Origin of the sequence: uncultured Parvibaculum sp., from assembly GCF_963975745.1 — a bacterium.
In the GTDB taxonomy this organism is placed as follows: domain Bacteria; phylum Pseudomonadota; class Alphaproteobacteria; order Parvibaculales; family Parvibaculaceae; genus Parvibaculum.
Map to the genome: position 1 here is coordinate 28,701 of NZ_CAXBIB010000013.1, position 22,218 is coordinate 50,918.

20 protein-coding genes are annotated in these 22,218 nt (G+C 65.3%); 5 read left to right on the plus strand and 15 right to left on the minus strand.

Annotated features, from left to right (window positions below; translation table 11 throughout):
* Positions 1–88: 88 nt before the first annotated feature.
* On the minus strand, positions 89–994 hold the full coding sequence (locus AAC071_RS11465) for a formylglycine-generating enzyme family protein (RefSeq protein WP_339832633.1): 906 nt from the start codon (positions 992–994) through the stop codon (positions 89–91).
* Complete coding sequence (locus tag AAC071_RS11470; RefSeq protein WP_339832636.1) at positions 991–1,956, minus strand: D-glycerate dehydrogenase; 966 nt, start codon at positions 1,954–1,956, stop codon at positions 991–993. Before AAC071_RS11470 ends, AAC071_RS11465 begins: the two co-directional genes overlap by 4 nt.
* Positions 1,957–2,049: 93 nt before the next feature.
* Here AAC071_RS11470 and AAC071_RS11475 point away from each other — a divergent pair, with 93 nt between their 5' ends.
* Positions 2,050–2,877 carry a cell envelope integrity EipB family protein gene (locus tag AAC071_RS11475; protein WP_339832638.1) on the plus strand — a complete coding sequence of 276 codons (828 nt, stop codon included), beginning with the start codon at positions 2,050–2,052 and terminating at the stop codon, positions 2,875–2,877.
* A 106-nt stretch (positions 2,878–2,983) separates the two neighbouring features.
* Here AAC071_RS11475 and AAC071_RS11480 read toward each other — a convergent pair whose 3' ends face one another.
* Positions 2,984–4,243 carry a DNA polymerase IV gene (locus AAC071_RS11480; RefSeq protein WP_339832639.1) on the minus strand — a complete coding sequence of 420 codons (1,260 nt, stop codon included), beginning with the start codon at positions 4,241–4,243 and terminating at the stop codon, positions 2,984–2,986.
* Positions 4,240–5,148 carry an ROK family protein gene (locus tag AAC071_RS11485; RefSeq protein ID WP_339832640.1) on the minus strand — a complete coding sequence of 303 codons (909 nt, stop codon included), beginning with the start codon at positions 5,146–5,148 and terminating at the stop codon, positions 4,240–4,242. The genes AAC071_RS11480 and AAC071_RS11485 overlap by 4 nt, the downstream gene beginning before the upstream one ends.
* 296 nt (positions 5,149–5,444) lie before the next feature.
* On the opposite strand from AAC071_RS11485, the gene AAC071_RS11490 reads away from it, so the two are divergent.
* Positions 5,445–6,650 (plus strand): CapA family protein, encoded by a 1,206-nt coding sequence (locus AAC071_RS11490; protein ID WP_339832641.1) that lies wholly within the window; start codon positions 5,445–5,447, stop codon positions 6,648–6,650.
* A 219-nt stretch (positions 6,651–6,869) separates the two neighbouring features.
* On the opposite strand, the gene AAC071_RS11495 is transcribed toward AAC071_RS11490, so the two are convergent.
* Positions 6,870–7,574, minus strand: a complete 705-nt coding sequence (locus AAC071_RS11495) for a hypothetical protein (RefSeq protein ID WP_339832642.1) — start codon at positions 7,572–7,574, stop codon at positions 6,870–6,872.
* Positions 7,571–7,849: a DUF3572 domain-containing protein gene (locus tag AAC071_RS11500; RefSeq protein ID WP_339832643.1), complete on the minus strand. Its 279-nt coding sequence runs from the start codon at positions 7,847–7,849 to the stop codon at positions 7,571–7,573. Before AAC071_RS11500 ends, AAC071_RS11495 begins: the two co-directional genes overlap by 4 nt.
* A gap of 224 nt (positions 7,850–8,073) precedes the next feature.
* On the opposite strand from AAC071_RS11500, the gene AAC071_RS11505 reads away from it, so the two are divergent.
* Together AAC071_RS11505 and AAC071_RS11510 are read left to right on the plus strand one after the other, a co-directional pair.
* Positions 8,074–8,439, plus strand: coding sequence for a response regulator (locus AAC071_RS11505; RefSeq protein WP_339832644.1), 366 nt, complete (start codon positions 8,074–8,076; stop codon positions 8,437–8,439).
* Positions 8,440–8,469: 30 nt separating this feature from the next.
* Positions 8,470–9,843 carry a PleD family two-component system response regulator gene (locus AAC071_RS11510; RefSeq protein ID WP_339832646.1) on the plus strand — a complete coding sequence of 458 codons (1,374 nt, stop codon included), beginning with the start codon at positions 8,470–8,472 and terminating at the stop codon, positions 9,841–9,843.
* 431 nt (positions 9,844–10,274) lie between these two features.
* Here the strand turns inward: AAC071_RS11510 and rpmG are convergent, their stop codons facing one another.
* The 4 genes from rpmG to AAC071_RS11530 form a co-directional block, all read right to left on the minus strand.
* A complete protein-coding gene (gene rpmG / locus AAC071_RS11515; RefSeq protein WP_012111739.1) occupies positions 10,275–10,442 on the minus strand; it encodes a 50S ribosomal protein L33 in 168 nt (55 codons plus the stop codon).
* Positions 10,443–10,550: 108 nt separating this feature from the next.
* A complete protein-coding gene (locus AAC071_RS11520) occupies positions 10,551–11,747 on the minus strand; it encodes an MFS transporter (protein WP_339832649.1) in 1,197 nt (398 codons plus the stop codon).
* A 229-nt stretch (positions 11,748–11,976) separates the two neighbouring features.
* Positions 11,977–12,648, minus strand: coding sequence for an NUDIX hydrolase (locus tag AAC071_RS11525; protein WP_339832650.1), 672 nt, complete (start codon positions 12,646–12,648; stop codon positions 11,977–11,979).
* Between the two features lie 5 nt (positions 12,649–12,653).
* Positions 12,654–13,421: an NUDIX hydrolase gene (locus AAC071_RS11530; protein WP_339832651.1), complete on the minus strand. Its 768-nt coding sequence runs from the start codon at positions 13,419–13,421 to the stop codon at positions 12,654–12,656.
* 224 nt (positions 13,422–13,645) lie between these two features.
* On the opposite strand from AAC071_RS11530, the gene AAC071_RS11535 reads away from it, so the two are divergent.
* Entirely contained in the window at positions 13,646–14,668 is a 1,023-nt protein-coding gene (locus tag AAC071_RS11535; protein WP_339832652.1) for a fatty acid desaturase, read from the plus strand.
* Here AAC071_RS11535 and AAC071_RS11540 read toward each other — a convergent pair.
* The 5 genes from AAC071_RS11540 to plsY form a co-directional block, all read right to left on the minus strand.
* Positions 14,665–15,093, minus strand: a complete 429-nt coding sequence (locus tag AAC071_RS11540) for a DUF983 domain-containing protein (RefSeq protein ID WP_339832653.1) — start codon at positions 15,091–15,093, stop codon at positions 14,665–14,667. The two genes, AAC071_RS11535 and AAC071_RS11540, sit on opposite strands and share 4 nt — an antisense overlap.
* Positions 15,094–15,193: 100 nt before the next feature.
* Positions 15,194–17,536 carry a ribonuclease R gene (gene rnr, locus AAC071_RS11545; protein WP_339832654.1) on the minus strand — a complete coding sequence of 781 codons (2,343 nt, stop codon included), beginning with the start codon at positions 17,534–17,536 and terminating at the stop codon, positions 15,194–15,196.
* Between the two features lie 2 nt (positions 17,537–17,538).
* Positions 17,539–20,235, minus strand: a complete 2,697-nt coding sequence (gene topA / locus AAC071_RS11550; protein WP_339832656.1) for a type I DNA topoisomerase — start codon at positions 20,233–20,235, stop codon at positions 17,539–17,541.
* Positions 20,236–20,439: 204 nt separating this feature from the next.
* Positions 20,440–21,558 carry a DNA-processing protein DprA gene (dprA, locus tag AAC071_RS11555; protein WP_339832659.1) on the minus strand — a complete coding sequence of 373 codons (1,119 nt, stop codon included), beginning with the start codon at positions 21,556–21,558 and terminating at the stop codon, positions 20,440–20,442.
* A 5-nt stretch (positions 21,559–21,563) separates the two neighbouring features.
* Positions 21,564–22,208 (minus strand): glycerol-3-phosphate 1-O-acyltransferase PlsY, encoded by a 645-nt coding sequence (gene plsY / locus AAC071_RS11560; protein ID WP_339832661.1) that lies wholly within the window; start codon positions 22,206–22,208, stop codon positions 21,564–21,566.
* Positions 22,209–22,218 lie beyond the last annotated feature (10 nt).

The window sequence follows — 22,218 nt, forward strand, 5'->3', positions numbered from 1 at the left end:
GAAAAATCTTTTAAAATCAACAAGATGGGTCACTTGCGTCTTGGGCGCTGCCCGGCAAAATATGCCCGTGTGACTCAGCTTTGCCGGGTCATTCAATGTGCTGCTCGACATCGCGCGCGAGCCTGAAGCCAGCGATCGAGAGTCGATCTTCTGCCAAACGGTTTTCGCGGGCGCCTATCCGTATCGGCCCCGGCGTGTCGGTCCACGAGCCGCCACGAAGGACGCGGATACTGCAATTTCCGGCAGTGCCCGGCCTGCCGTCGCGCGGCACGAGCCTGTAGTCGTCCATCCAGCAATCCGCGAGCCAGCCCCACACATTGCCGACCATGTCGTAGAGATCATACGGATTGGGCTGGAAGCTGCCGACCGGGCTTGTGTACATGAAGCCGTCGTCGCAAGGCTCCGCGACCTTGGCCACCTTGTTCTTGGCTGTCAGGTCGTTGACGTTGGCATAGTCGCAGGTGAGCCTCTCGTCATCACCCCAGAAATTTGTGCCGGTCGTGCCGCCGCGGGCCGCATATTCCCATTCCGCTTCGCTTGGCAGGCGGTAAGGAGCGCCGGTTCTTTCGGACATCCATTCGGCATAGGCAATAGCGTCGTGCCAGGAAATGCAGACGACCGGATGGTCCGGCATCTGCGGGAAGCCAGGCGCACGCCAGTTCGCCGAACGGTCGACCCGCCAGCCTTGCGGCGTCAGCGTATGACAGCCGCCATTGGCGCGATATGCGGTCGCTTCGACAAAGGCCGCGAAGGCCGCCACCGTGACCGGTTTGGCCGCAATGGCAAAGGATCTTACGATTCGTACTTCATGGCGTGGAAACTCGCTTGCGTCGGCGGCAGTATCATTATCGCCGGCGCCCCGCATGAACGTCCCGGGGGGCAGGACAACCAGTTCGGGACAATCGACGCAATCGCGCAGCGTTACCAATTGTTGGTTTGGCGCGTCGCAGGCAACAAGGCTGAAGAATACGATGCCAATGATACCGCGGATCATGCACCGACCCTGTCGGGTGGAGTGTGTCCGGCGAAGAACGCATCGAGATTGTCGAGTGCGCGGAATCCCATCGCATTTCGTGTTTCGAATGTCGCGCTCCCGAGATGCGGCAATAGAAATGCGTTTGGCAGCTCCAGATAGCCCGGATGCAGGTTCGGTTCATTATTGAAGACGTCAAGGCCCGCAGCGGCAACGTGGCCCGACGCCAAAGCCTCTATCAACGCGTCGTCGTCGACGATATCGCCGCGTGCCGTGTTGACCAGGATTGCGCCCGGTGGCAGGAGCGCCAGGCTCCGGCGGTTGATGAGCCCACGCGTTTCCGGCGTCGAGGTGCAATGGATCGACAAGACATCCGAGACGGCGAACATTGAAACAATGTCGGGATGGAAGACGGCACTTTCCTCACTCGCGGCGTCGAGGCGGCTGCGATTGTGGTAGTGTATCGTCATGCCGAATGCGCGTGCGCGGCGGGCAACGGCGCGACCGATGCGCCCGAGCCCCAGAATGCCCAACCGCTTGCCCGAGATCTCGCGTCCGAGCATTCCGGTTGGTGCCCAGTTCTTCCATCGACCTTCGCGGATAGTGGCAGCTCCGGCGTTTGCACCGCGAGCGGCACCAAGCATCAACAGCATCGCGATTTCGGCCGTTGCATCGGTCAGGACGTCGGGTGTGTTGGTGACGACGATGTTGCGGGCTGCGGCGGCGGCGATGTCGATATGATCGTAGCCGACCGAGAATGTCGCGATGATGCGCATGCTCTCGGGGAGTGCCGAGATCAGTTCTGCGTCGATTCTGTCGGTGACCGTGGCGAGGAGACCGTCCTTGCCTGCGGCGCGGGCCAGCATTTCCTCGCGCGCATAGAGGCGATCATCCATATTCCGATCAGCGTCATAGCTGCGGATGGCGCGGGCTTCGACTTCCGGCGGGAGCTTGCGTGTGAGAAGAATGCGGGGGCGGGACATGAGGGGCCTTGGCGTTCGATTGATCATCCGGTTTAGCCGATGGTGTAGGATCGCAAAAGACCGAAGGTGATAAGGGGAAGGAAAGCCGGAACCATGCGCGCCAGACGCACGAATTTGATCGCCATTCTTCTGTTGGCCGGCGCATCGGATGCAAGTGCCACAGCAGTTGAAGCCGAGATGCAGATGCATCGCGCCGTCTACGAACTTTCGCTCGTGCGCTCGCAGGCGGTCAGCGATGTCGCCGGAATCGAAGGGCGGATGGTTGTGGAATGGCGCGGCGGGAGGGAATGCGGGGGGTATACGTCGTTGCAGCGGGTGGTGACGACGGTGACGGGAGAGAGCGACGTTTCGGTGCGGAACGATGTCCGCCTGAGCACGTGGGAGGCGGCGGATGGCGGCGAATTCCGGTTCGAGCGGACCGAATATGTGAACGGCCAACTCATTGAATCCGAAAGCGGAATCGCGCTGCGCGCCGACGAAACCGGCCCTGTAAGGGTGACGCGGGAGGGCCAGTTGCCGCTCGAGATGCCCGGCGAGGTGCTGTTTCCGGTGGCCTATAATCTGCAGCTGATGGCGGCGGCGCGGGCCGGACGGCAGCGCTTCAGCGCCCCGATTTTCGACGGCACGGAAGAGACCGAAAACCCGACAAATGCCTTTATCGGCAAGGCCTTAGCGGTTCCCGAGGATGCTCTTTCCGCGGCTCTGAGCGGCAGCGCTGTGCGGCCGCTGTCGGAAATGACCGCCTGGCCGGTGCGGCTCGGCTATTTCGACCGCGATGCGCGCGAGGGCCTGCCCAATTTCGAAATGGGCTATGTCCTTCTATCCAATGGCGTTTCGGCGTCGCTGGTGCTCGATTACGACGATGTGGTGATGAAGGGACGGCTCACCGAACTGCATTTTTTCACAGCCGGGAGCTGCTGAAGACCCCCCCTCTGTCACGCAACTGTCAAAAAACTGTCACAAACCGACTTATCCCCCGCCGATAACCCAACTTGTCCCCCGGGGACAAGTCCGACTTATCCCCGCTTCAGCGGGAGAGGCCGCGACCCTTGCCGATCGACTTGTCCCCGAACTTCGCCCGGAGGCGATCCATCGCCCGTTCGGCCCGGGCACGCCGCGTCGCGGCCGGGTCGAGCATGTCGGGCGGGTCGGCGAGATCGGCGGGGGCAAGTTGCGCAATGCCGATGCCGAGCAGGCGGAAGCGGGTGCCGGTCGCTTCCTTCGCCAGCAGCGGCGCGGCGGTGCGGTAGATCACGTCGGCAAGTTGCGTCGGATCGTGCAGCGTCCGGTTGCGGGTGCGGGTCCTGAAGTCGGCGGTCTTCAGTTTCAGCACGACGGTCGCGCCCGACAGGCCGGCCGCCTTGGCGCGCCTGGCCACCTTTTCGCAAAGCGGCCACAAGGCGCGGTCGAGGGCGGCGGCGTCCGAAATATCCTCCGTGAACGTCGTTTCGGCCGAAATGCTTTTCGCGCCCTGGGAGGGCTCGACGGTGCGGACATCGAGGCCGCGGGCGAGGCGCCAGAGACGGCTTCCCATCGAGCCGTAGCGCGCCATCAGGTCGTTCTCCTCCATGCGCTGGAGCTGCGAAATGCGGGTGATGCCGTCGCGGGCCAGCTTCGTCTCGAAGGCCTTGCCGACGCCCCAGATCAACGACACCGGCTTGCCGGCCAGGAAGTCGATGGTCTCGGCGCGGCCGATCACCGAGAAGCCGCGCGGCTTGTCGAGGTCGGAGGCGATCTTGGCCAGGAACTTGTTGTGGCTGAGGCCGACCGAGACGGTGATGCCGATTTCCTTTTCGATGCGGTTGACGAGGCGGGCCATGCTGAGCGCCGGCGAGCCGTGATGCAGGCGCTCGGTGCCGGAAAGGTCGAGAAAGGCCTCGTCGATCGAGAGCGGTTCGACCAGCGGCGTCAGTTCCTGCATCAACTGGCGGACCTCGCGGCCGACCTTGGCGTATTTGGCCATGTCGGGCGGCAGGACGACCGCTTCGGGACAGGCGGCCAGCGCCTTGAACATCGGCATGGCCGAGCGGACGCCGCGAATGCGGGCGATATAGCAGCAGGTCGAGACGACGCCGCGCTTGCCGCCGCCGATGATCAGCGGCTTGTCGCGCAGGGCGGGATCGTCGCGCTTTTCGACGGCGGCATAGAAGGCATCGCAATCGAGATGGGCGATCGAGAGCGCGTGCAGTTCGGGATGGAATTTCAGGCGTGGCCGATGACAGGCCGGACAGCGCGTTGCGCCTTCGGGGGCGGGAGCGTAGCAGTCGCGGCAGAAGCCTTCGCTCATGGGCTCTCTTCCCCCGGCCAGAGCCAGGCCGCGCCGCGGACGCCGCTTGAATCGCCGTGGCGGTTGCGGGCCAGCCGCGTCACCACCGTGTCGGAAAAGACATAGGCGCCCCAGCGCGCCGGGACTTCGTCGTAGAGGGCTTCGGTGTTCGACATGCCGCCGCCCAGCACGACGATCTCGGGATCGAGAATGTTGATCAGATGCGCCAGCGCGCGGGCGAGGCGGTCGGCATAGCGGCGCAAGGCCAGGCGGGCAGGGCGCGAGCCCGCTTCCGCCGCGGCGACGATCTCGGGCGGGGTCAGGGCCTCGCCTTCCTCCTCGCTGTAGAGGCGCGCGAAGGCCGGGCCCGAGATCCATGTCTCGATGCAGCCCTTCTTGCCGCAATAGCAGCCGGTGCCCGGATATTCGTCGGGATGCATCCAGGGCAGCGGGTTGTGGCCCCACTCGCCGGCAATCGCGTTGGGGCCACCATGGAGACGGCCGCCGATGACGATGCCGCCGCCGACCCCGGTGCCGAGGATGACGCCGAAGACCGAAGCCGCGCCGGCGCCGGCGCCGTCGGTCGCTTCCGACAGGGCAAAACAGTCGGCATCGTTGGCGAGGCGCACGGGACGGGCCAGCGCCGCTTCGAGATCGCGGGCCAGCGGATGGCCGATCAGCCAGGTGCTGTTGGCGTTCTTCACCAGGCCGGTGGCCGGCGAGACCATGCCCGGAATGCCGAGGCCGACGCTGCCGCGCTCGCCGGTTTCGGCTTCGAGGGCGGCGACCAGATCGCGGATCGCGGCGACGGTCGCTTCGTAACTTCCTTGGGGCGCGGCGATGCGGCGGCGCGCCCGTTCGCGGCCTGCCGCGTCGAGTGCCAGTCCTTCGATCTTGGTGCCGCCGAGGTCGATGCCGATGCGCATGGGGATTCCATTTTTGACGAAGGATATCAGATTTGGGAGTTACGCACGCGAAGACGCGAAGACGCGAAGGGAAGAAGGGGTTTCACGCGGAGACGCGGAGTCGCGGAGGAGAGAAGATTTCCGGCGCTTCCTCCTGCGCTGCTTCGCAGCTTCGACCTTCGCCAAAGGCTACGGCCGACAGGTCGGTGGACAGGTCGCGCCGGACGATCAGGTCTCATCATTGCGACGAGCCGCCCCGGCTTTCGCCGGGATGACGCCTGTGTTCATATCCATTTCGGCAATTCATCGGGGGGTGAATGGTAAAATTCAGATTTGCATTGGCGCTGCTCGCCTTGCTGCAGTTTGCACTCCCGCCCGCCAACGCCCAAGAGCGGCTGACGGTGGTGCTGGCGGGGGATACGGGACTCAACGGGGGCGGGGCGCCGGTGGATGCGCGGGGCGGCTGGAAGGGCGGGCGGCTGGTGACGGGCGCCGAGGCGCTGGCCGGGATCGCGCCGTGGCTTGAGGGCGATGTCGTCTTCGCCAATCTCGAAAGCGTGGTGACAAACCGCAACGAGATTGCGGCGCGGGACAAGATGTTCGTGTTCCGGATGCATCCGCAAGGTGTGCGGGAATTTGCCGAAGCGGGCATCAACGTCTTCTCGCTCGCCAACAATCATGCGCTCGACTACGGGACGCGCGGGGCGGGCGAGACACTTTCCCATGTGGCGGCGGTGCCAGGCCTGCGGGCCTGGCCGGGACTGGGGCGGACGCGCGACGAAGCGACGCGGCCGCATGTCTTCGAGATGCGCGGGGTCAAGGTCGCGGTGTCGGCGGTCGGCAATGCGGGCGGCGGGTTGCCGGCGGGCGAGGGCCGTGCGGGCATGTTGCAGGAGCGGGCTGATTTTCCTGACGTTGCGGCACGGCTGAGGGAAGAGGATGCGGAGCTGCGCATCCTTTCGGTGCATTACGGGCGCGAGTTCGATCCGCTGACGGATGCGGCGGACGTGGCGCGGTTCCGGCACGCGGCGGCGGGTGCGGGGGCGACGATCGTTGCCGGGCATCATGCGCATGTCGCCAAGGGGGTCGAGATTTCGGGCGCGCATCTCGTCGCCTATGGGCTCGGGAATTTCCTGCATCTCGGGACGCAGAACATGGCGCGGTTCGACATCTGCCGCGATTTCGGGCTGCTGTTGCGGGTGGGATATGTGCGCGGCGATGAGGGGCTGGCGGTCGAGACAGTGGAGGCGTTGCCGCTGACGGGCATGCATCTGCGGGTGGCGCCGATGGGCGGGGAAGCGGCGCGGCTCAGGCTCGAGGTGCTGAATTATCTGGGGTCGCGGCTTGACGGAGACGGTGTGCAGGGATTGCGGTTTCGTCCGCAGTCGGACGGGTCGGGGTTGTGGTGTGCCTCCGACGCGACGGATGCGCGGTGTGCCGGGTGGGTAGAGCCGGAGGTTTCGGCGCGGCAGGCGGAGATTGTTGCGGCTTGCGGGAAGGTGGTGACGCGGGGGAGTTTTTAGGATTTCACGCGAAGGCGCGAAGTAGAAGGATTCACGCGGAGACGCGGAGTCGCGGAGAAGAGAAGGTTTCTGGCGCTTCGCGCCGGAAGAACAAAAAAACACGTCATTGCGAGGAGCGAAGCGACGAAGCAATCCAGAAGCCGCAAACTCCGAACCTGCCGCTTCTGGATTGCTTCGCCTTCGGCTCGCAATGACGAATCTGTTTTTTCGCTGGAGAAGTCAGAACCCTTCCGCCTTCAGTTTTTCCGAAATGAAGTTCTCCGCCGCGCTCCATTCGGTTGTGTGGAAGTGGCTGTCGGGGGCCTGGCCGAGGAGTTTGGCGAGGCGGGGGTCGGCGATGAAGTGGATGCGGTGGGAAGGGGCGTGGGCCTTGGCGACCGAGGCGATGTTGTGGGGGATGTCGTCGAGGAAGACGACCGGGGCCTTGACGCGCTCGGCCATGCGGCGCACGGCGCCGCCTTTCAGGCCCTTGTTGGCGATGACGGGGTAGGCGATGCCTTGCGCGGCGAGATTGGCGGCGCGGGTTTCGCGGGCCTCGAAGGGGACATTGGTCAGGACGACGATCTGGGCGCGTTCGGAAAGGCGGGCCAGTGCCTCGGCGGCGCCGGGGACGACCAGCAGGGAATGGGTCTGTGCGGCGAAGAAGCCGTCGAGCAGGGCCGGCATCGCGGCGGGTGCGACCGGCTCGCCGGTTTCGCGGCTCTTGATGTTGCCGGTCAGGGCGAAGCTTTGCAGGTCGAGCCAGAGGCCTTGGGTTTCGAGATAGAGTTCGAGGCCGGCGACGAACTGGATCAGGACCTCGTCGGCGTCCGACACAATGATCGGGCGGCCGGGCACCAGGTCGAGGGCATCGATCTGCGGGATCACGGCCTCGTCGATCGCCAGCGGATCGGGCTTCGGGGGGCGCGGAGCCTCGGCGTTCACGACCAGTGAACCTCTTCGCCGCCGGGAAGGGCGCGGCGGGCGGCAGCCGGCAATTCAGGCGCGAGGCCCGCTTCTTCGCAGAAGGCCAGCAGGCGGGGCTCGTCGCCCAGCAGATATTCGAGGACGAAACCCAGGAATACCGGGTCGGCGGCGCGGGCGCGCAGCTCGTCGGGGGCGAGGCCCGAGCGGTCGAGGAAGTCGCCCAACAGGTCCTCGTCGGCCGCGATATGGCCCAAGGCGTGGATAGCCACGAATTCAGCCTCGTCTCCGGTCATTCGCACCTTCATCCGATATACACACGCAACGTTAATCATAGGCGCAGTTTAATTAGAAATCGAAGGAAAGCCTCGGTCCGGTGACCCCCCGTTAAAGACTTAGTTAAGGATATTCGGGTCATATGATCTCCAGTGACGCCCCAGTCGGGCGTCTCGGAGACCGGGGATTTCGGTTCGAATACGGGCATGCCCGGGCAAGTTGGAGTTCTGGAGCTATGGACGCAATGTCTAAAAAGGTCCTGATCGTCGAAGACAATGAGCTCAACATGAAGCTCTTCCACGATCTATTGGACGCGCACGGCTATCAGACGCTGCAGACGCGCGACGGCATCGAGGCGCTGGAAATCGCGCGCACGAATCGGCCCGACCTGATCCTGATGGATATCCAGCTTCCGGAAGTCTCGGGGCTCGAAGTCACCAAATGGATCAAGGAAGACGACAACCTCCGTTCCATCCCCGTGGTGGCCGTGACGGCCTTCGCGATGAAGGGCGACGAGGAGAAGATCCGGGAAGGCGGCTGCGAGGCCTATATCTCGAAGCCGATCTCGGTGACGCAGTTCCTGGAAACGGTTCAGCGTTTCCTTCGCTAAAGTTCATTCTGCCGGCAAGGACGGGATTCCGTGACCGCTCGCGTTTTGATCGTCGATGACGTTCCCGCCAATCTGAAGCTGCTCGACGCCAAGCTCACAGCCGAATATTTCGATGTGTTCATGGCCTCGTCCGGCCCGGAGGCGCTGGATGCCGCCAAGGAAAAGCAGCCCGATATCATCCTGCTCGACGTGATGATGCCGGGCATGGACGGTTTCGAGGTCTGCCGCCGCCTCAAATCGATGCCCGAGACCGAGCATATTCCCGTCGTCATGGTGACCGCGCTCGACCAGCCGTCGGACCGCGTGCAGGGCCTGGAGGCCGGCGCCGACGACTTCCTGACCAAGCCGCTCAACGACATGGCGCTGTTCGCGCGGGTGAAAAGTCTCGTGCGCCTCAAGATGGTGACCGACGAGCTGCGCATGCGCGAAGCGACCGGGCAGCGCATCGGTGCGCTGAATGCCGGCGGCGACAATTTCCTGTTGAAGGAACCGGGCCGCATTCTGGTCATCGACGACCGTCCGACCTCGGTGAAGCGTGTCACCGAAACGCTTTCGCTCGAACATTCGGTGATCGTGGCCGAGACGCCGGAAGAACTTTTCGAACTTGCCAGCCAAGGCGATTTCGATCTGCTGATCGTCAGTCTGACGCTGCAGGAACATGACGGGCTGCGCATCTGCTCGCAGCTACGTTCGCTCGAAACGACGCGACAGACGCCCATTCTCGCGATCGTCGAAGAGGGCGATACCGGCCGACTGGTGCGGGCGCTCGACATGGGCGTCAACGACTATCTGGTGCGTCCGGTGGAACGCAACGAGCTGGTGGCGCGGTGCCGCAGCCAGTTGCGCCGCAAGCGCTACCAGGACTATCTGCGCGACAAGTTCCAGCAGGGCCTCGAGATGGCCGTCACCGACGGGCTGACCGGGCTCTACAACCGGCGCTACATGGAAGGTCATCTGTCGACGCTGGTCGACGACAGCAACAAGACCGGCAAGCCGGTGGCGCTGCTGATCTTCGACATCGATTATTTCAAGCCGGTCAACGACACTTATGGCCATGCTGCCGGCGATGCGGTGCTCAGGCAGTTCGCATCGCGGATTTCGCAGAATGTGCGCGGTATCGATCTGACCTGCCGGCTGGGCGGCGAGGAATTCGTCGTCGTGATGCCCGATACCGATCTTGCCTATGCGATGATGGTGGCCGAGCGGCTGCGCCAATGCATCGCCTCCAAGCCCTTCGTGCTGAACGAGGAGACCGGGCAGGCGATCGACGTGACGGTCAGCATCGGCATCGCCATGACCGAGGGCGCCCGGGATACGGCCTCCAGGCTGCTTGAACGCGCCGACCAGGGGCTCTATCGCGCCAAGCGGGACGGCCGCAACCGGGTGGTTGCCGAAGCCGCCTGAGGCTCCGCTCGCCATCTTCCAGACCAGATACAGTCTTCGCCTGTCTTCGCGCCGCGGCGGCGCCGGTTAACCTTGTAATTTCATGGTTAACGCGGTCGAGACAAGAAGATCGACCCTAATTCCTTTATTGGCACAGCAGAGCGTGCTATTTTTTCCGTGGCAATTCACTTTCGCCGCCGATCGCGTGTCCGCTCTTGCTGGGGGGTGAGTCGGACGCAGCCGAAGCGGCGATATGTGTCCTCGTGGGGCGCCCAGGTCCGCCGCATCTCCTGGGTCCACGGGGCACGGCCGGCCGGGCGTGGTTCATGGAGTGGCCTCCTCTGATAAGCCGCGATCTCCCGGCCGGCCACCTTTTCTGCCGATGGCAGACAATCAAAAAGCCGGTCCCTCGGGACCGGCTTTTCTGCGTTCAGAGCGCCTCGAAGGGGCTCCTACTTGATCTTGGTTTCCTTGAACTCGACATGCTTGCGCGCGATCGGGTCGTATTTCTTGATGACCATTTTCTCGGTCATGGTGCGGCTGTTCTTCTTCGTCACGTAGAAGTAGCCGGTGTCGGCAGTGCTTTCGAGCTTGATCTTGATGGAGGCGGGCTTCGCCATGGCCGGAAATCCTTGCAGTTACAGGGGCTTGAGGCTCAGGCCCCGGAGACCGCCCGGGCGTGCCCGATCGGCCGATTTGGGCGCAGACTACTCACGGGCGGCGTGAAGTCAAGCAGTGCGCGGGGCGGTGAAGAAGCGCCAGCCGGCGACGGCGAGATAGAGGCCGCAGAGCCCGGCCATGACGACGATCAGGCCGTGCGGGTCCCAGAGGTCCATGCCGATGCCGGCGAGCGGCGGGCCGATCAGGGCGCCGGTCGAATACATCAGCACGAAGGCCGCATTGGCAGACGCCAGATCGGCGCCGCGAAAGCGCTGGCCGAGCAGCGTCAGGCCGACCGTGTAGAGGCCGACCACGACGCCGCCGAAGACGAAGAGAACCGGTGCGAAGAGCCAGAGGTTGTGGGCGACCAGCGGGATCGCCGAGGCGCCGAGCAGGCCCACAAGGGCGCAGACCAGCAGCACCATGCGGCGGTCGGCACGGTCGGCCCATATGCCGATCGGGATCTGGCAGAGGATGTTGCCGGCGGCGAAGATCGAGAGCACGAAGGCGGCGGTCTGTTCGGTCATGCCGGTGCGCACGCCATAGACCGGCAGCAGGTTGAAGATGTTGGTTTCGGTGGCGCCGTAGACCAGACCGGCCAGCGTGGCGGCCGGGGCGACGATGAGGAAGCTGGCGAAACTTTTCGTCGGGCGCTCGGTGACGCGGGGCGCGAGGCCGCGGCCGAAGAGGATCAGCGGTATGCCGGCGCCGAGGATCAGCAGGCCGATGGTGGCGAAGGGCAGCAGCCCTTGCGTGCCGACCAGGAAAAGCAGCACCGGGCCGGAAGCAAAGCCGCAGGAGAGCACCGTGCCGTAGATGCCGATCAGGCGGCCGCGATTTTTCTCGTCGGCCAGGGTGTTGATCCAGAATTCGCTGACGACGAAAAGACCGGTCAACGCCAGACCGTTGACGAAGCGGATCGGGAACCAGATCCAGACATCGGGGAAGACATAATAGGCCGGCATGGCGACGGCCGAGACCAGAATACAGGTCATCAGGAAGGTGATCGCCGGGACCCGGCGCAGAAGTGCCGGGATGAAGGGCGTCAGCAGGAAGGTGGCCAGTGCCGGCATGGCCGTGTTGAGGCCGATGATCGAGGCGGGCACGCCCTGACGTTCCATCAGCAGCGCCAGCAGCGGGATCGAGACGCCGAGACCCATGCCGACGACGCTGATGCAGGCGATGACGGCGATCAGGCTGCGCCGGCGCTGGACCGGGGTCAGCGGCGCGTCGGCCAGCATGGTGAGGGTGGTCGGGTCTTTCATGGCTCTTCTGTGTACTGTGCTTTGGCGTGTCAGTTCCGAGCGGGCTTGTATGCACAGTAGCCCTTCGCTTCGCTACGGGCGTTCGGTGCTCGAAAAGGTCCACAGGACCTTTTCGTTTGCATACGCAAACCGCCCCTCACCCCCCGCCCCAAACGGTCTTCGACCGTTTGACCCTCCCCAAGGGGAGGGTGGGAGTTTAGTCAGTGCGCCGGAACCAAAGCAAAGTATGTCAGGCGCGGATGACGGGTTTGTCGTTGCGATAGGCGTAGAGCGGGATGCGGCTGCGGGGGCCTTCCTTGTGGCGGCGGCCGATCTCGCGGAGCACGAATTCGGTGACGTCGATCACCGGCAGTTTCAGGGCGGCGGAGAGCGGATACCAGTCGAGGTCGCCGAGTTCGCCGCTGCCTTGCAGCGTGCCTTCGGCAGTCGATGCGGGGGCGGCGAAGAAGCGGGCGTGAAAGCGGATCGGGCTCGAGGCCGGGGTGATGGCCCGGGCGACGAAATCGAGCACGTCGAGGCGCGGCGCCAGCCCGCGTTCGCGGAAGGGCTGCCAGCCTTCGCCGGCGCCCTCGCCGACATGGCCCTCTCGCGCGACGATCAGGCCGGTTTCCTCGAAGGTCTCGCGGATCGCGGCCATGGCCAGCGCTTCGGCTTTCGCGCCGGCGGCGGCGCTCTGCATCATGCGCGCGGTCTCGCCGCTGAAGGCCGTTGCGGGGCGTGCCAGCAGATCGCCGGCATCGAGCTTGCCGCCCGGAAAGACGAAGGCGTCGGGAATGAATTTCATGCGCGCGTGACGGCGGCCCATCAGGATCAGCGGTTCGCCGCCGCGGTCGTCGATCAGGACCAGGCTGGCGGCGTCGCGCGGACGGATCGCGCGGGGGCGCGGCGTTTCGACATTCACGGCGCTCAGTCCCCGATCACGTCGCGGATGGCGTTGCCGCCGCGGAAATGAATGAAGGGAACGGCGCGCGCGGATTGCGCGGCCGTTGCGAGGCGCAGGCGCTCGTCGATCTCGTCGAGGACGACGCGGGTGATGTTGGGCAGGTCGAGATCGCGCGCATCGGCGATGCTCAGCCAGTGCAGGCCCTGCAATTCGCCGGAGCCGGCGACCTTGGCGGGATCGCCCTGAATCGTTTCGGCGTCCGCGATGAAGAAGCGCGTGTCGAAGCGGCGCGTGCGGTAGGGGGGCGTGATGGCGCGGGCGACGAAATCGAGCGTACCGAGCGCCGGCGCGAAGCCTTGCGCGAAGTATTCGTTCCAATCGGCGTGTTTGCTTTTTTGTGGCGTGTCCGCAGGGCGGCCGATGACGAGACCGGTTTCCTCGAAGGTTTCGCGGATCGCGGCCATGGCCAGCGCACGGGCGCGGCGTTCGGTCGGGGTGCCGCGCATGCGCGCCATCAGGCGGCGCGCGACCGGTGGGCGCAGATCTTCGGCCGGTGCGATGCGGCTGTCGGCGGGATCGACGCGGCCGCCGGGAAAGACGAACTTGTTGGGCATGAACTTGTGATCGGCATGGCGCTGGCCCATCAGCACCTGGGGCGCGGCGGCGTCGCGGCGGACAATGATCAGCGTCGAAGCGTCGCGCGGGCGCACGGCGCGGCCCTGTGCGGGCTCGCGATATTCCTGCTCGCGCGATTTCTTCGGGTCGAAGGGCCCCCGCTGTTCCTCAGCCATATTTTCCGTTCCGGTTTGTGAATTTCTGGTTGGGGGGAGGATGCCCGCCCGCGCCGGTGCTGTCCAGCAAGGCGGGAAAGGCCGGCTTTCGGGGCATTTACGATCGCTACACAAAAAAGCCGCTATTGTGGAGCGAATGTGGTCTATTCCCCCGCGTCGTCGATCCGCCCGCAGCTGCTCGCGCTTTCCCGCGTGACGGCCCGGCCAACCTGGATTCCATATAGTTGAGTACCGGAAACAAGACCGGCGCCGCGATTGCCCGCGCCAAGAGCTGGACGCAAATCCTCAGCCATTACCGCGAACCGAGCCATGCGCGCAGCGCCGTGGAGCTCGCGATCACCGCCTTGCCGCTTGTCGCGTTGTGGATTGCGGCCTGGTTCACCTATTCGCAGGGCTACTGGTGGGCACCGCTGGCGATTGCCGTGCCGGCAGGCGGCTTTCTGGTGCGGCTGTTCGCCATCCAGCACGATTGCGGGCATGGCTCGTTCTTTCCGCAGCGCTGGGCCAATGACTGGGTCGGCCGGGCGCTCGGTGTGCTGACGGTGACGCCGTTCGACGTGTGGCGGCGCGCCCATGCCATTCATCATTCGAGCTGCGGCAATCTCGACCGGCGCGGGATCGGCGATATCGACACGCTGACGGTCGCGGAGTATCGCGCAAGGTCGCGCTGGGGGCGGCTGAAATACCGGATCTATCGCAATCCCGTGGTGCTGTTCGGCATCGGCCCGGCCTACATGTTCCTGCTGCAGCAGCGGCTGCCCATCGGCATGATGCGCGACGGCTGGCGCCCCTGGATCAGCACGCAGGCGACCAATGCCGCCATACTGGCAATTGCCGCGGCGCTGATCTGGCTGGTCGGCTTCAAGGCCTTCTTTCTGATCCATCTGCCGATCGTCGTGATCGCGGCGTCGATCGGCGTCTGGATGTTCTATGTGCAGCATCAGTTCGAGAAGACGTTCTGGAGCGAGGCCGGCGGCTGGGACTTTCACGAGGCAGCGCTGCATGGCTCGTCGCATTACGATCTGCCGTGGCCGCTGCGCTGGCTCACCGCCAATATCGGCATTCACCATGTGCATCATCTCTATGCGCGCATTCCATCGTACCGGCTGTCGCGCGTGCTGCGCGACCATCCCGACCTTCGGCAGATCGGCCGGCTGACGCTCGCCGAGAGCCTGCGCTGCGTGCGGCTGGTACTGTGGGACGAGGGGAGCCAGCGGCTGGTGTCGTTCCGCGAGGCGCGGGCCTAGTTCTCGTCGGTCCCGCTGCCGAAGCCGTGCATGCGCAGGGCCCATTGCCAGCCGACAATGGCGCCCTTCAGGCGCGGCAGGAACCAGAGCGACAGCGCCAGCGTCAGGGCCGGCCAGAGCGCGGCGTGGAGCCAGAGCGCCGGCTGCCAGGCCAGTTCGGTCCAGAGCATCATCGGCACGACGATGTGGCCGACCACCATGATGGTGAAATAGGGCGGTGCGTCGTCGGCCTGGTGATGCAGCAATTCCTCGCCGCAATGGCCGCAAGTGTCGGCGACCTTCAGAAACTGCCGGAAGAGACTGCCCTTGCCGCAGGCCGGACAGCGCCGCGCGAAGCCGCGCCGGATGGCGGGAACGGCCGGCCGGGGCGCCGCTTCGGGCGCCTCGAAGGCGAAGGGATCGCTCATGTCCACTACTGTACTCATGGCATTTCGGCCGGTTGACCGATGCGGCGCAGAGGTTGCGGCATCTCCCAGCAAAGTGGTCGGAATCAGCTGTCGATGAAATGTGGCAGGTTGCCGCGCGTCAGCGCCGCTTTGCCGGTTTGCGCGGTTTTGCGCCGGATTTTCCCGGGGTGCGGCCGCGCGGCGGACCGCGGCGCGGCGGCGGGCGGCGATTCCCCTTGCCGGCCGGCTTGCCTTCGCTGCCGCCTTCGAGGATTTCGAGGCGCAGGCCGCCGGTGATCGGCACGGCTTCCTCGAGGCGGACCCGGACCGCATCGCCGAGGCGATAGATGCGGCCGGTGCGTTCGCCGGTCAGCGCATGCAGGATCTCGTCATGGTGGTAGAAGTCGCCGCCGAGGGTCGAGATCGGCACGAAGCCGTCGGCGCCGGTTTCGTCGAGCTTGACGAAGAGGCCGAAGCGGGTGACGCCGGCGACGCGGCCGGTGAATTCGGCGCCGATGCGTTCCTCGAGGAAGGCGGCGATGAAGCGGTCCTTGGAGTCGCGCTCGGCCAGCATCGAGCGGCGCTCGGTCATCGAGATGTGTTCGGCGATCTCGGCCAGCGTGGCGGCCTCGTCGTCGGACTGGCCGTCCTTTCCGAGATCGAGGCCGGCGATCAGCGCGCGGTGGACCGTGAGGTCGGCATAGCGGCGGATCGGCGAGGTGAAGTGGGCGTAGCGGCGCAGGTTGAGGCCGAAATGGCCGATATTGTCGGGCGCATAGACCGCCTGGGCCTGCGAGCGGAGAACGACATCGGAGACCATGCGGTCGTGTTCGGTGCCGTCGACTGCCTTCAGGATGCGGTTGAAATTGGCCGGGCGCACGGTCTCGCCTTTCGCGAAACTCAGATTGAGCGTGGCCAGGAATTCGGCGAGGGCGACAAGTTTCTCCCGCGCGGGCGCGTCATGGATGCGGTAGACGACCGGGCGGCGCCGGGCCTCGGCCGTCTCGGCGGCGCAGACATTGGCCTGGATCATGAATTCCTCGATCAGCTTCATCGATTCATGCTTGTCGCCGATGCGGATGTTGCCGATGCGGCCGTCGGCGTCGATGTCGATCTTGTATTCGGGCAGGTCGAGCGCCAGCGGTTCGCGCGCGTCGCGGGCCCTGGCGAGGATCCGGTAGGCGGCCCAGAGCGGCTTCAGCACCGGCTCGAGCAGGGGCCCGGCCGCGTCGTCGGGGCGGCCGTCGATCGCCTGCTGGACCTGGGCGTAGCTGAGGCTGGCGGCCGAGCGCATCAGCCCACGGATGAATTCATGGCCGCGCTTGCGGCCCTCGCGGTCGAAGACCATGCGCACGGCGAAGCAGGCGCGGTCCTCGCCCTCGACCAGCGAGCAGAGATCGTTGGAAATGCGTTCGGGCAGCATCGGCACGACGCGGTCGGGGAAATAGGTCGAGTTGCCGCGCTTGCGCGCCTCGCGGTCCATGGCCAGGCCCGGCCGGACATAGGCCGCGACATCGGCAATGGCGACGATGGCGACGATACCGCCCTCGTTCTTCGGGTCGGTGTCGGGTGCGGCCCAGACCGCGTCGTCATGGTCGCGGGCATCCGGCGGGTCGATGGTGATCAGCGGAATGTCGCGCAGATCGGTGCGGCCCTTGAGGCCGTGATGGCGGGCCGCTTCGGCCTCGGCAAGCACGTCGTCCGGAAAGGCATCGGGGATGCCATGGGTGTGGATCGCGATCAGGCTGATCGATTTCGGATCGTTGCCGTCGCCGAAGACCTCGCGCACGCGGGCGCGCGGGACGCCGTGGCGCTTGCCGGGAACGGTCTCGGCCAGGACCAGATGGCCGTCCTCGGCGTCCTGCAGGTCCTCGATCGCGATCTCGAATTCGACGCGGAGTTTCTTGTCGACCGGGATCAGGCGGGCCAGCCTTGCGCCGGCGGGGCGGCGCAGCAGGCCGAGAACGCGTTCGGCGCCCTTGCCGACGCGACGGATCACGCGGGCCTCGAAGGGATAGGTTTCGTCGGTGGTGCGTTCGATGCGGGCCAGCACGCGGTCGCCGACGCCGGCCGGCGGTTCGTCGACGGTTTCGCGGCGGCCGCGGCGCTTGACCTCGGGCGCGATGACGATCAGCGGCGGCGGCGTTTCGCCGGGCCATGAGACCGGCCGCGCGATCAGATCGCCATCGGTGTCGGTGTGGGTGATCTCGATCACGGTGACGGGCGGCATCTCGCCGACCCGGCGCAGGCTCTTGGTCTCGTCCTTCGCGATCAGGCCTTCGTCCTTCAGCTCCTTCAACAATTGCTTGAAGGGAATGCGGTCGTCGCCCTTGATGCCGAAGGCGCGGCCGAGTTCGCGCTTGCCGAGCTTGCCGCCATTCTCGGCGATGAATTTCAGGACGTCGTCGCGCGACGGGAAGTGACCGCCGGCTCTGCTTTTCTTTCCGGCACCGGCTTTTTTCGACTTGCTGCGTTCAGCCAAGATCAATCCGCCGGTTCGGTGACATTGACGGTGCTTTTCGATTTCGACGCGGGCTTCCTGGCGGCCGGCTTCGTTTTTGCCGCCGGCTTTTTCGCAGCGGGCTTCTTCTTCGCTGCGGTTTTCTTCGCGGCCGGCTTCTTCGCGGGCTTTGCTTCGCCGCTCTTCTTCGCAGCCGCTTTTCTTGCCGGCTTCTTCTTGCCGCTCTTCGCCTCGCGTTCGGCGATCAGCGCCAGCGCCTCCTCGAGCGTCACTGCCATCGGGTCGCCCGATTTCGGCAGCGTCGCATTGGTGGAGGCGTGCTTGACGTAAGGCCCGTACTTGCCTTCGCGGATCTGCACCGGCTTGCCGGTTTCGGGGTGCTCACCCAGTTCCTTCAGGACCTTGCCGGCACGTTCCTCGGCCCGGGCAATTTTTTCAGCGAGCACGGCGATGGCACGGTTGAGGCCGATGTCGAAGAGTTCTTCGGGGTCCTTCAGATTGGCATAGGTGCCGTCATGCAGCACGAAGGGACCGAAACGGCCGAGGCCTGCCGTGATCTTCTTGCCGGTTTCGGGGTGGAGACCTATCTCGCGCGGCAATGTCAGCAGACGAAGCGCCTTTTCAAGATCGACATCGGCGGCCGACATCTTCGCGGGCAGGCCACTGCGCTTCGGCTTGTCGTCGGGTTCGAGCGGGGCGCGTTCGACATAGGGACCGAAGCGGCCGGTCTTGAGGCTGATCTCGGCATTGGTTTCCGGATCGACGCCCAGCACGCGGTCGCCCGACTGTTCCTCGCCATCGGCGCCGACAGTCAGCTGGCGCGTGAAGCGGCATTCGGGATAGTTCGAGCAGCCGACGAATGCGCCGTAACGGCCGACCTTCAGCGAGAGGCGGCCATCGGCGCATGAGGGACAATTGCGCGGATCGGTGCCGTCTTCCCTTTCGGGAAAGACATGCGGTGCCAGCACCTCGTTGAGGCGGTCGAGCACCTCGGTGATGCGCAGTTCCAGGGCCTCGGCGACTGCGACGGTGAATTCCTTCCAGAATTCGCGCAGGAGGTCCTTCCAGTCCATCTCGCCGGCCGACACCTTGTCGAGCTTTTCCTCCAGCTCGGCAGTGAAGTCGTATTCGACGTAGCGGGTGAAGAAGTTCTCGAGAAAGGCCGTGACGAGGCGGCCTTTGTCGTGCGGCACGAAACGGTTCTTGTCCATGTGGACATAGTCGCGGTCGCGCAGGGTCTGCAATGTCGAGGCATAGGTCGAGGGCCGGCCGATGCCGAGTTCTTCCATGCGTTTGACCAGTGTCGCTTCGGTGAAGCGGGGCGGCGGCTCGGTGAAATGCTGTTCGGGACGGACCTTGTCGAGGCCGAGCTTGTCGCCCCTGGCGACCTTCGGCAGGCGGCCGCCATCCTCGCCTTCCTCGGGCTCGTCGCGGCCCTCCTGATAGAGGCGCAGGAAACCGTCGAAGACGATGACGGAGCCGGTGGCGCGCAGGCCGATGGGCGCGTCGTCGGCCTCGATCTCGATGGTGGTGCGCTCAAGCTGCACGCTTTCCATCTGGCTGGCGACGGTGCGGTTCCAGACCAGTTCGTAGAGGCGACGCTGATCGTCGTCGAGACGGCCGGCGACCTGCCTGGGCAGGCGGGCAAGATCGGTCGGGCGGATCGCTTCATGCGCTTCCTGCGCGTTCTTCGCCTTGGTGTTGTAGACGCGGGGCGCATCCGGCAGATAGGCCTCGCCGAATTCATTGTTGATGACGGTGCGGGCCTGGGCAATCGCTTCCGGCGCGATCTGCACGCCGTCGGTTCGCATATAGGTGATGAGGCCGGTCGTCTCGCCGTCAATCTCGACACCTTCATAGAGGCGCTGTGCGACCTGCATGGTGCGGCTCGCCGAGAAACCGAGCTTGCGCGAGGCCTCCTGCTGCAAGGTCGAGGTGGTGAAGGGCGGGTTCGGGTGGCGGCGGGCCGGCTTGCTCTCGACCGACTTCACCGAATAGCGCGACGCCTTGATGCGGGCTTCGATCTCTCGGGCCGATTTTTCGTTCGGGATGTCGAACTTGTCGAGCTTCTTCCCGTCGACCGTCACGAGGCGGGCGACGAAGGCGGCATTGGCGCCGGTCTTCATGTCGGCCTCGACGGTCCAGTATTCGCGGGCGCGGAACGCTTCGATCTCGAGCTCACGATCGCAGATCAGGCGCAGCGCGACCGATTGCACACGGCCGGCCGAGCGCGAGCCCGGCAGCTTGCGCCAGAGGACCGGCGAGAGGGTGAAGCCGACCAGATAGTCGAGGGCGCGGCGGGCGAGATAGGCGTCGATCAGTTCCTTGTCGAGGCCGCGCGGATGCGTCATCGCCTCGGTGACCGACTGCTTGGTGATGGCATTGAAGACGACGCGCTGGACCTCGACGTCCTTCAACACCTTCTTCTTGTTGAGAACCTCAAGCACATGCCATGAAATCGCCTCGCCCTCGCGATCCGGGTCGGTGGCGAGGATCAGACGGTCGGCGCCCTTGACGGCCGCGGCGATTTCGTTGAGGCGCTTCTGGGACTTGGCATCGACGTCCCATGCCATGGTGAAGTCCTGATCCGGCAGGACCGAGCCGTCCTTCGACGGCAGGTCGCGGACATGGCCATAGGAGGCCAGGACCTTGTAGCCCTTGCCGAGATACTTGTTGATCGTTTTCGCCTTGGCCGGCGACTCAACAATGACGACGTCCATCGAACGCTCAAACTCTCATTATATTGTGGCCTGCCACCGCCCAGCGCCGCCGATGCGCGGGACGACCCGGTCGCCGAAAAGCCGTGATTTGCCAAGAGGCGCCGCCGCTTCGGGCCGTCTTGATCAGCGGGGTGAACATGGTGAAAAGGGCGGACACTGTCAAATGCGGCAGGAATCCTCAGGAAAATGCTGCAAGCGACCTGCTCAGATCAGGCTGAGGCGGTTGCCGGGATCGCGGTGCAGGCGGCCAGCGAGCTCAAGTTCGAGCAGAACAGCACGGACAATGGGGACCGACACGCCCGATTGACGGACGATATCGTCAAGCGGCGTGGGAGTGGGACCCAGGGCGGCCAGCACCGCATCGCGGGCGTTGTCGTCGATCTGCGGGGCGGGCGCATTCGTATCTGCGGTATTATTTCCATAATCATTCGGTGTCGGTTCGCGCAAGGCTCCCGCTGCGGGTAGCGCGATGGCGGCGATCACGTCCTCGGCCGTTTCGACCAGAGGCGCGCCGTCCTTGATCAGGCGATTGGAGCCACCGGCACGGGGATCGAGAGGCGAGCCCGGGACGGCCAGGACGTCGCGACCCTGTTCGAGCGCGAAGCGCGCGGTGATCAGCGAACCGGAACGCAAGGCTGCTTCGACCACGACGACAGCCAGGGAAAGGCCCGAGATCAGGCGGTTGCGGCGCGGAAAGTGGCGAGACTGCGGGCTTGTGCCGGGCGGCATTTCGGAGACCAGCACACCACCGGCCGCTATCGCAGCCTGCAACTCACGATTTTCCTCTGGATAGACGATATCGAGGCCGCCGGCGAGCACCGCGGCGGTGCCGGTATCGAGGGCGGCACGATGGGCGGCCGTATCGATGCCGCGGGCAAGACCCGAGACCACGGTGAAGCCTTCCGCGCCGAGAGCCCCGGCCATGTCGCCGGCGATCCGGCGGCCGGCCGCAGAGGCGTTGCGCGAGCCGACAATGGCAACCGTGGGGCGGCTCAGAAGTTCACTATCGCCGATGACGGCGACGACCGGCGGCGGGGGATCGATCGCAGCAAGACGCGGCGGATAATCTGTATCGCCCCAAACGAGAAGGCGGGCGCCCAAGCGCGCCAGTTTCGAACGTTCGGATTCAGCTTCCGCAATCGAGGCGATCTTGACGCTCCGTTTCGCGCCACCGCGCGCCGCGAGATCGGGGAGGGCTTCGATCGCTGCAACGGCATTGCCGCAATGGCGAAGAAGATCGCGAAAGGTGGCAGGGCCGACGTTTTCGCTGCGAGCGAGGCGGAGACGGGCGAGGCGCTCGGTGTCAGAGAGCGGCGCGCCCATGACGGTCAGGCCTCGGACTTTTTCTGTCCGATGCGGGATTCTGTCCCGGCCATCAGGCGGCTGATGTTGTCGCGATGTGCCGCATAGATCAGTAGCGCCAGCACGGCGCCGAGGCCCACCAGATGCCACTGGTCGAGCCATGCGAGATAGACCGGTGTCAGCAGCGCGCCGACAAGCGCCGAGAGCGAGGAGTAGCGCGAGATGGCGGCGACAAGCGCCCATGTGGCGCAGAAGAGAAGGCCGACCGGCCAGTAGAGCGCCAGCAGTACGCCGATGAAGGTCGAGACGCCCTTGCCGCCCTTGAAGCCGAGCCAGACCGGATAGAGATGGCCGAGAAAGGCTGCAAGCGCCGCGATGGCCGACATCCAGCCGATGTCGGTGCCGGCCATGCTGCCGAGTTGCGCGGCGGCGACAACCGCGACGGCGCCCTTGCCGGCATCGCCGATCAGCGTGCCGATGGCGACCCAGCGGTTACCGGTGCGCAGTGCGTTGGTCGCGCCAATATTGCCGGAGCCAATATCGCGAATATCGCCAAGGCCGGCGAGCTTTGTGAGCAAGAGGCCGAAAGGGATGGAGCCCAGCAGATAGCCAAGTACGGCAGCGGTCAGCAGCAGCGGTGCGGCGGCTGCGAAATCGATTTCAGCGGGCATTCAGTGTTCC

Bases quoted from the DNA above. Each gene is read 5' to 3' on its own strand.
- rpmG (WP_012111739.1), bottom strand. From the start codon at position 10,442: ATGGCGAAGCCCGCCTCCATCAAGATCAAGCTCGAAAGCACTGCCGAC.
- AAC071_RS11505 (WP_339832644.1), top strand. From the start codon at position 8,074: ATGTCTAAAAAGGTCCTGATCGTCGAAGACAATGAGCTCAACATGAAG.
- AAC071_RS11465 (WP_339832633.1), bottom strand. From the start codon at position 994: ATGATCCGCGGTATCATTGGCATCGTATTCTTCAGCCTTGTTGCCTGC.
- plsY (WP_339832661.1), bottom strand. From the start codon at position 22,208: ATGCCCGCTGAAATCGATTTCGCAGCCGCCGCACCGCTGCTGCTGACC.
- AAC071_RS11470 (WP_339832636.1), bottom strand. From the start codon at position 1,956: ATGTCCCGCCCCCGCATTCTTCTCACACGCAAGCTCCCGCCGGAAGTC.
- AAC071_RS11485 (WP_339832640.1), bottom strand. From the start codon at position 5,148: ATGCGCATCGGCATCGACCTCGGCGGCACCAAGATCGAAGGACTGGCA.
- AAC071_RS11500 (WP_339832643.1), bottom strand. From the start codon at position 7,849: ATGACCGGAGACGAGGCTGAATTCGTGGCTATCCACGCCTTGGGCCAT.
- topA (WP_339832656.1), bottom strand. From the start codon at position 20,235: ATGGACGTCGTCATTGTTGAGTCGCCGGCCAAGGCGAAAACGATCAAC.
- AAC071_RS11480 (WP_339832639.1), bottom strand. From the start codon at position 4,243: ATGAGCGAAGGCTTCTGCCGCGACTGCTACGCTCCCGCCCCCGAAGGC.
- AAC071_RS11475 (WP_339832638.1), top strand. From the start codon at position 2,050: ATGCGCGCCAGACGCACGAATTTGATCGCCATTCTTCTGTTGGCCGGC.
- AAC071_RS11520 (WP_339832649.1), bottom strand. From the start codon at position 11,747: ATGAAAGACCCGACCACCCTCACCATGCTGGCCGACGCGCCGCTGACC.
- AAC071_RS11540 (WP_339832653.1), bottom strand. From the start codon at position 15,093: ATGAGTACAGTAGTGGACATGAGCGATCCCTTCGCCTTCGAGGCGCCC.
- dprA (WP_339832659.1), bottom strand. From the start codon at position 21,558: ATGGGCGCGCCGCTCTCTGACACCGAGCGCCTCGCCCGTCTCCGCCTC.
- AAC071_RS11490 (WP_339832641.1), top strand. From the start codon at position 5,445: ATGGTAAAATTCAGATTTGCATTGGCGCTGCTCGCCTTGCTGCAGTTT.
- AAC071_RS11530 (WP_339832651.1), bottom strand. From the start codon at position 13,421: ATGGCTGAGGAACAGCGGGGGCCCTTCGACCCGAAGAAATCGCGCGAG.